Origin of the sequence: Sphingobium sp. ZW T5_29, assembly GCF_044987515.1 — a bacterium.
In the GTDB taxonomy this organism is placed as follows: Bacteria; Pseudomonadota; Alphaproteobacteria; order Sphingomonadales; family Sphingomonadaceae; genus Sphingobium.
This window is the reverse complement of the sequence record NZ_JBJDRM010000025.1, coordinates 1-5,868: the sequence shown is the minus strand read 5'-3', so window position 1 is coordinate 5,868 and position 5,868 is coordinate 1. Positions and strand designations below refer to the sequence as shown.

9 protein-coding genes are annotated in these 5,868 nt (G+C 59.7%); 5 read left to right on the top strand and 4 right to left on the bottom strand.

Going from position 1 to position 5,868, the window contains the following annotated elements:
• The 4 genes from ACI3KQ_RS15820 to ACI3KQ_RS15805 form a co-directional block, all read right to left on the bottom strand.
• Window positions 1-349, bottom strand: a 349-nt coding sequence (locus ACI3KQ_RS15820) for a transposase (RefSeq protein ID WP_404959289.1), incomplete at its 3' end; no start/stop codon positions are given.
• Between the two features lie 67 nt (window positions 350-416).
• Window positions 417-770 (bottom strand): IS66 family insertion sequence element accessory protein TnpB, encoded by a 354-nt coding sequence (gene tnpB, locus ACI3KQ_RS15815; RefSeq protein WP_404959287.1) that lies wholly within the window; start codon window positions 768-770, stop codon window positions 417-419.
• The gene (locus ACI3KQ_RS15810) at window positions 767-1,189 is read right to left on the bottom strand and encodes a transposase (protein ID WP_404959285.1); all 423 of its coding nucleotides are present in this window, start codon (window positions 1,187-1,189) and stop codon (window positions 767-769) included. Before ACI3KQ_RS15810 ends, tnpB begins: the two co-directional genes overlap by 4 nt.
• 691 nt (window positions 1,190-1,880) lie before the next feature.
• Window positions 1,881-2,255, bottom strand: a complete 375-nt coding sequence (locus ACI3KQ_RS15805; protein WP_404959283.1) for a winged helix-turn-helix transcriptional regulator — start codon at window positions 2,253-2,255, stop codon at window positions 1,881-1,883.
• Window positions 2,256-2,303: 48 nt separating this feature from the next.
• Here ACI3KQ_RS15805 and ACI3KQ_RS15800 point away from each other — a divergent pair, with 48 nt between their 5' ends.
• From ACI3KQ_RS15800 to ACI3KQ_RS15780, 5 genes are all read left to right on the top strand, one after another.
• Window positions 2,304-3,170: an SDR family NAD(P)-dependent oxidoreductase gene (locus tag ACI3KQ_RS15800; RefSeq protein ID WP_404959281.1), complete on the top strand. Its 867-nt coding sequence runs from the start codon at window positions 2,304-2,306 to the stop codon at window positions 3,168-3,170.
• 30 nt (window positions 3,171-3,200) lie between these two features.
• Window positions 3,201-4,109 carry an NAD-dependent epimerase/dehydratase family protein gene (locus ACI3KQ_RS15795; protein WP_404959279.1) on the top strand — a complete coding sequence of 303 codons (909 nt, stop codon included), beginning with the start codon at window positions 3,201-3,203 and terminating at the stop codon, window positions 4,107-4,109.
• The gene (locus ACI3KQ_RS15790) at window positions 4,109-4,552 is read left to right on the top strand and encodes a nuclear transport factor 2 family protein (protein ID WP_404959277.1); all 444 of its coding nucleotides are present in this window, start codon (window positions 4,109-4,111) and stop codon (window positions 4,550-4,552) included. The genes ACI3KQ_RS15795 and ACI3KQ_RS15790 overlap by 1 nt, the downstream gene beginning before the upstream one ends.
• Window positions 4,549-5,325 carry an SDR family NAD(P)-dependent oxidoreductase gene (locus ACI3KQ_RS15785; RefSeq protein WP_404959275.1) on the top strand — a complete coding sequence of 259 codons (777 nt, stop codon included), beginning with the start codon at window positions 4,549-4,551 and terminating at the stop codon, window positions 5,323-5,325. Before ACI3KQ_RS15790 ends, ACI3KQ_RS15785 begins: the two co-directional genes overlap by 4 nt.
• A 350-nt stretch (window positions 5,326-5,675) precedes the next feature.
• Window positions 5,676-5,868, top strand: a 193-nt coding sequence (locus tag ACI3KQ_RS15780; RefSeq protein ID WP_404959273.1) for a transposase, incomplete at its 3' end; no start/stop codon positions are given.

The window sequence follows — 5,868 nt, the reverse complement described above, 5'->3', positions numbered from 1 at the left end:
CGCCTCCGCAGCAGGGGCATTCCTTCTCTTCTGGAAGGATCACCTCCTCGATGCGGGTCAGGTGCGCCGGCAGCGACCCCCTTGCTGTCCCGCTTTCCCTTCGCGCCCGTTCCTTCTTCTGGCCTGCTGCCTGCTCACCAAGCGCCTCCAGTTCAGCACGGGCGACGTCGAGATCATCGAAGGCAAGCGCCAACTGATCTTCGCTCAGCTTTTCCGAGCGTTTCCCGAATGTCGTGCGGGTGATCTGGTCGATGATATGCTGCATCCGAGCTTCACGCTCGAGGCCGGCCAGGACCATCGCCTTGAGGATGGCGACGTCGTCAGGAAGGTCGGCAACCGTGGCGGGCATGCTCCATTTCTGGCAGTTTTCGGGCGACCCGCAATGGCATTTCGATCAGGGGAATCAGGCGTGCGACCTATCGCGTCGTCACCGGAACCTGAGTGCGCGGCGTGTGCATTTTCGACCATTGCAGCCCTTCGAACAAGGCCGACGCCTGCGATGCCGACAGCCTCATCACGCCATCCTGCGCCCGTGGCCAATGAAAGCCCCCGGTCTGCAAGACCTTGCTCACGAGCACCAGGCCAGTGCCGTCCCAGACCAGGAGCTTGATCCTGTTCGCCCGCTTGGAGCGAAAGACGAAGACCACCCCCGAGAAAGGCTTGAGTCCAAGTTCATGCTCGACGAGCGCCGCCAGGCTGACGGCGCCTTTCCTGAAGTCGACCGGCTTTGTCGCCACCATCACCTTGAGTGGCCCTGGCGGGATGATCATTCCGACCGGCTTACAGCGGCGAGCACCCGGCCGATATGATCCTCGCTCGCGCCCGACGGCACATGGATCGCAAAGGCGGCAATGCGGATCACGATCTCATCGCCTCCACCATCGGCAGTGCCGGTGCCGCTCGCATCTTCAATTACCGCAGGGACAAAGCCCAGCTTCTTGCTGGTCAGGCGCTTGCCCGGAATGCTGTCATGCCGCCAGGCGTAGAGCTGCTGTGGCAGCAGTCCATGCGTTCGCGCAATTTGTGCGATGTTCGCGCCGGGTTCAAAACTCGACGCGATGATCCGTGCCTTGGCCTCGGCCGACCAGCGGCGCCGCATCGGCCCTGCTGGAATGACGTCCATACGCGAGGGTCGCTGACCCTCCTGCCTTTCGAAACCTGTTTCGAATGTTCTTACATCATCAGCCACTACGATACCCCTCGGATGAGGGGCAAAGCATAGCCAGATCAGCGCCTACGAAAATGTGGGGAGGTTTTTGCGCTTACACGACATCGATACGGAGGAGGAAATCATCGAGGGGAACGAGCGCACGGTCTACCTGCGGGTGGCAACGCTCCTCTATGTCCGGACCCACAATATGGTGCGGACGGTCACCATCGATCCCGAGGAACTTCAGGTAGCCTTCGACTCGGATGATCGATCGTGAGGCGACCGTTCACTCATCCAGTTTCCAAGGTTCCGCGATGGGCGAATTGCGGATGGTTCGCTTCAAACCGCGCGACTGGCAGCTTCCGTGAGTAGCGGACCTTCGCCCGAGATTAAGTGGACGACTGACCTTGGTCGGCACCTGTCACAGCGGCGTTATGGAAACGTGTTTCCAGATCCCTGATGCCAAAGAAACCGTTCAAAAGCAGAGCCTTTGGCACCCGCCATCACTGGTCCCCACCACCCCATCCCGTTATCGAAGCTCCAGCACAATCAGCCGGCCCGGAGTTGATCGCCGCCCGCCGCGCCTCCGGCCCGCTGCCCGCAGCAGGAGCCCGAGAGTGGCCCTCCCCACCGGCCTATACAAGATCGCCTCACCTCCACTTACGGCGTGGACTATGCGCTGGCGCGACGCGTCCAGCGAGTACGGGCTGCCTAAGACCCTGTACCCCAACTATTCCTTAGCAGCGACCTCTTGTTTGACGAAGGAAGCATGCGCGCGGTCCAGCGCAACGATATTGTCGCGCGTCCACGCGCAGATCACGCTCGCCGCTGAAAGGAAACTGCCGCCTAATTCGGTCAGTCGGTATTCGACGCTGGGTGGCTTAGTATTTATTACCTCGCGTCCCACCATCCCGAAACTTTCAAGCCTGCGCAACGTCTGGCTCAGCATCTTGGCGCTGATTGGCTCTGCCTGTCGTCTCAGCTCAGAAAATCGCATCCTTTCGCCGCCGAGCCGATAAGTGACGAGCAACGTCCATTTGTCGCCGACCAAATCCATAACTTCGAGCGTGCGGGGGTGATAACCCGGCGTTTCTATAGTTTCCATGGGAAACCACATAACAAATCGGTGCCTGATTGCCAACTGAAATCACCGTTGGTAGCGAAACGGCAAGATCGCAAAAAAGGAGAGGTTATGATCGATTTTCGTACCAAGACCGTGCTCGTCACGGGTGGCGGTGACGGCATCGGGCGCGGCATCGTAGAAGGCTTCGCGGCAGCCGGGGCCAGCATAGTCGTTGCCGAGATTGACCCGGTTCGCGCCGACGCTGTCAGGGATGCGCTGGACGCCGCAGGTGCTGAAAATCTGGTCGTCGTTGCGGACGTTCGTGATCGCTCAGCCGTCGACACCTTGTTCCAGGCGATCGAAAAGCGTTTCGGCAGCCTCGATGTCCTTGTAAATAATGTCGGCGATTTTCTCGGCATCGCCAAGCCATTCGAGCATTACACTGACGATGATTTCGATGCGCTTTATGCTATCAACCTGCGATCGTTATTCCTCGTTTCTCGCGCGGCGATTCCCATCTTAAATGATGGGGGCAGTATAATCTCCGTCTCTTCCATAGAGGCTTTTCGTGGGATACCGATGACGTCGGTCTATTCGGCGTTTAAGCACGCAATCACTGGCTTTACTCGCAGCGTAGCGCTTGAACTTGCCCCGCGTGGGATACGCGTCAACGCAATTGCGCCAGAGACTACCGAGACGCCCCAGGTACCGGTGAGCGCAATGATCGCGGAGGAGCATCGCGCTCACACCGAGCGCTGGATCCCGCTGGGGCGCTTTGGTCGTCCGTCCGACGCGGCAGGGGCGGCGCTGTTTCTTGCTTCCGATCTTGCCAGCTGGGTCACGGGGACCAGCATCAATCTGGACGGCGGCGCGCTGGCCGCAGGCGGTTGGTATCGTGATCCAAACAACCTGTGGACCAATTTGCCGGTCGTAACTGGCAATGGCTTTAATTTTTGAAACCCTAATCAGCGGACAGAGGAATATTGGATGAAGATACTTGTTGTCGGTGGCACCGGCATGATCGGCGGTCACGCCGCCCTACATCTGCAATCGCTTGGCCATGACGTGTCAATTGCTGGTCGCAATCCCGCTCAGTCGAAGGTGCAACTCGCGCGCCTGCCGTTCATCCAGGGCGACTATATTGCTGGGTCATTCACGCCTGAACAGTTGGCGCCGTTCGACGCTATCATCTTTGCGGCAGGACATGACGTCCGCCATATCCCCGAGGGCGGCAGCTATGACGAACATGTCGTGAAATCCAATGCGCACGGCGTGCCAGCATTTGCAGCTCTAGCGAAAGCCGCAGGGGTGAAGCACTTCATCCATGTCGGCAGCTTCTATCCGCATATCATGCCTGAAGCCGTCGAAACCAACGCCTATATCGGGGCGCGCAAGGCCGCGACAGACGGTATCGCGAAACTGGCCGACGACAGTTTTCATGTCGTCAGCGTGGACGCGCCTTTCGTGGTGGGCACTGTTCCCGGCATGAGCATTCCCATGTTCGAATATTATACGAGCTACGCCCAAGGTTTTGTGGAAATCCCCCCCTTCGGCCCGGCAGGCGGGAGTGTCTTTATTTCCTGCCAGTCGCTGTCGGAAGCGATCACAGGAGCGCTTGAGCGCGGCGAGAATGGCAAGGCCTATCTCGTAGGCGATGAGAGCCTCAGCTTTGCAGACTATTTTAAGCTGTTCTTCCGGGCCGCTGGGAACGATGTCGAGGTGCCCTCTCTCGATCAGGAACACCCCATGCTTCCCGATTCCGCCATTCTGACGGGTCGTGGCAGGGTGGTGAGCTACGAGCCGGATGCCGAGGAAGCGAAAACGCTGGCCTATCGCCGGAACGATATCAAGCGCGCCGTCGAGGAAATCGTCGCCCAATATCGCAGTGCTGCCTAATGTCGCCTGCTGACCGTGAAGCCGCCGCCGATATTTATCGGCTGGCGTGCCTTTATGCGAGAGCCATGGACCGGAACGAGCCCGAGCTTCTCAATCAGGTGATGACGGATGACATGTTGCTACAGGGCCCCGGAATGCGGATTGCCGGCCTGAACGATCAGAAGAAGAGTCCCCCCTTATTGCGGGAGATGTTCCTGATGACCCAGCACCTAGTGCATAATCAAACACTGGCATTCAACGGCGACGAGGCGGTCGGAGAAACCTATTGCACCGCCACCCATATCCGCCGTCCTGACGACAAGGGTCAGCATGTCGCTCTGACCTGGGCGGTGCGCTACCAGGACCGCTATGTTCGCCACTCAGACGGATGGCGTATAGCGGCCCGAGAACTGATCGTGGACTGGACCGAAGAAAAGCCCGTCAAGCTGGGAGTATCATATTGAGCAACGTTCTAGAAGGACAGGCCGCACTGGTTACCGGGGGCGGCGGCGGCATAGGCTCAGCTAGCGCTACCGCTTTAGCGAGGGATGGTGCGGCCGTGGTCATCATGGGCCGGGGCCGCGACAATCTGGAAGCGGCCAAGGCCCGGATCGTAGAGGCGGTACCGGGCGCTCAGATTGAGATCGCTGTCGGTGATGTTCTATCCACTGACGATATGCAGGGCGCGCTGCTACAAGCGCGGGCCTTGACAGGCCGTCTCGATATTCTGGTGCCGACCGTCGGTGGTGGCGGCTTCGGTATGCTCTTCACCAAGAGCGTTGAGGATTTTCGCGCAGAGATGGACTATAATGTCACTACCGCCTTCATCGCCGTGCGTTATGGCGCACCTATGATGACCGCTGGGGGGGCCATCGTCTGCATCTCGTCGACAGCCGCAACGATGCCGTTTCCTGCTCTCGCCACCTACTGTGCATCCAAGGCAGCATTAGAAGCGCTGGTACGCACGGCGGCCGACGAACTTGCGCCAATGAAAATTCGCGTAAATGCGGTGCGACCAGGCCTGACGCGCAGCCAGTCCACCGGGGATATGTTCGCCGACAAATCAACGATCGACCGCTTCCTCAAGGAAATTCCGCTCGGTCGCACGGGCGAGACAACTGATATTGGCGCAGCGGTCCGCTACTTGGCCGGGCCCGAATCGTCGTGGGTGACCGGTCAGAGCTTCGCAGTCGATGGTGGGCAAGAGCTCAGAAAGAATCCAAGTCTGACATCTTGAGCCAGCCTAACGGCAGAGTTACATCCGACAAGGGGGCCGTTTCCATCTTCACATCGGTGGTGAAGCCGCCCGCCTTGTCGAGCCGGTGCGTCACCGCTGAGATCAGCCACGTGGCCGCGTCGATTTCATCCTTATAGGCGCGCGGGCTTCGGGGATGGCGCCGGCGCGGCCCAGCGCAAATTTCATGTCCTACTGGCCGGTGCCCGCTTGAGCCAATCGCGCTCGGCAATACTCGTCCCGGCTTTCCAAGCGTAGGCATTCGGTGAGGGCCGCCTTGCGGTGATCGGCTGATATTTCGAGATGGTACCGGTGCAAGCGCCGGTGTTTGCACCGATACTAAGGACGGTGCGATGAGCCAGATCACAGTAATTTCGGTGCCGGAGCGGCGCCGGGTGTGGAGCGACGAACAGAAGCGAGAGCTGGTCGCGGCAGTCTCGGCCCCCGGCGCGAACGTGGCGGAGATTGCCCGCCGTGCGGATCTTCGGCCGAACCAGATCTACAGATGGCGGCGGGAGATGGGGCAGGCAGTGCACGGCTTTGCAG

What these genes read in the sequence shown, in the direction of transcription:
- tnpB (WP_404959287.1), bottom strand. Translation starts at nt 770, where the DNA reads ATGATCATCCCGCCAGGGCCACTCAAGGTGATGGTGGCGACAAAGCCG.
- ACI3KQ_RS15805 (WP_404959283.1), bottom strand. Translation starts at nt 2,255, where the DNA reads ATGGAAACTATAGAAACGCCGGGTTATCACCCCCGCACGCTCGAAGTT.
- ACI3KQ_RS15795 (WP_404959279.1), top strand. Translation starts at nt 3,201, where the DNA reads ATGAAGATACTTGTTGTCGGTGGCACCGGCATGATCGGCGGTCACGCC.
- ACI3KQ_RS15790 (WP_404959277.1), top strand. Translation starts at nt 4,109, where the DNA reads ATGTCGCCTGCTGACCGTGAAGCCGCCGCCGATATTTATCGGCTGGCG.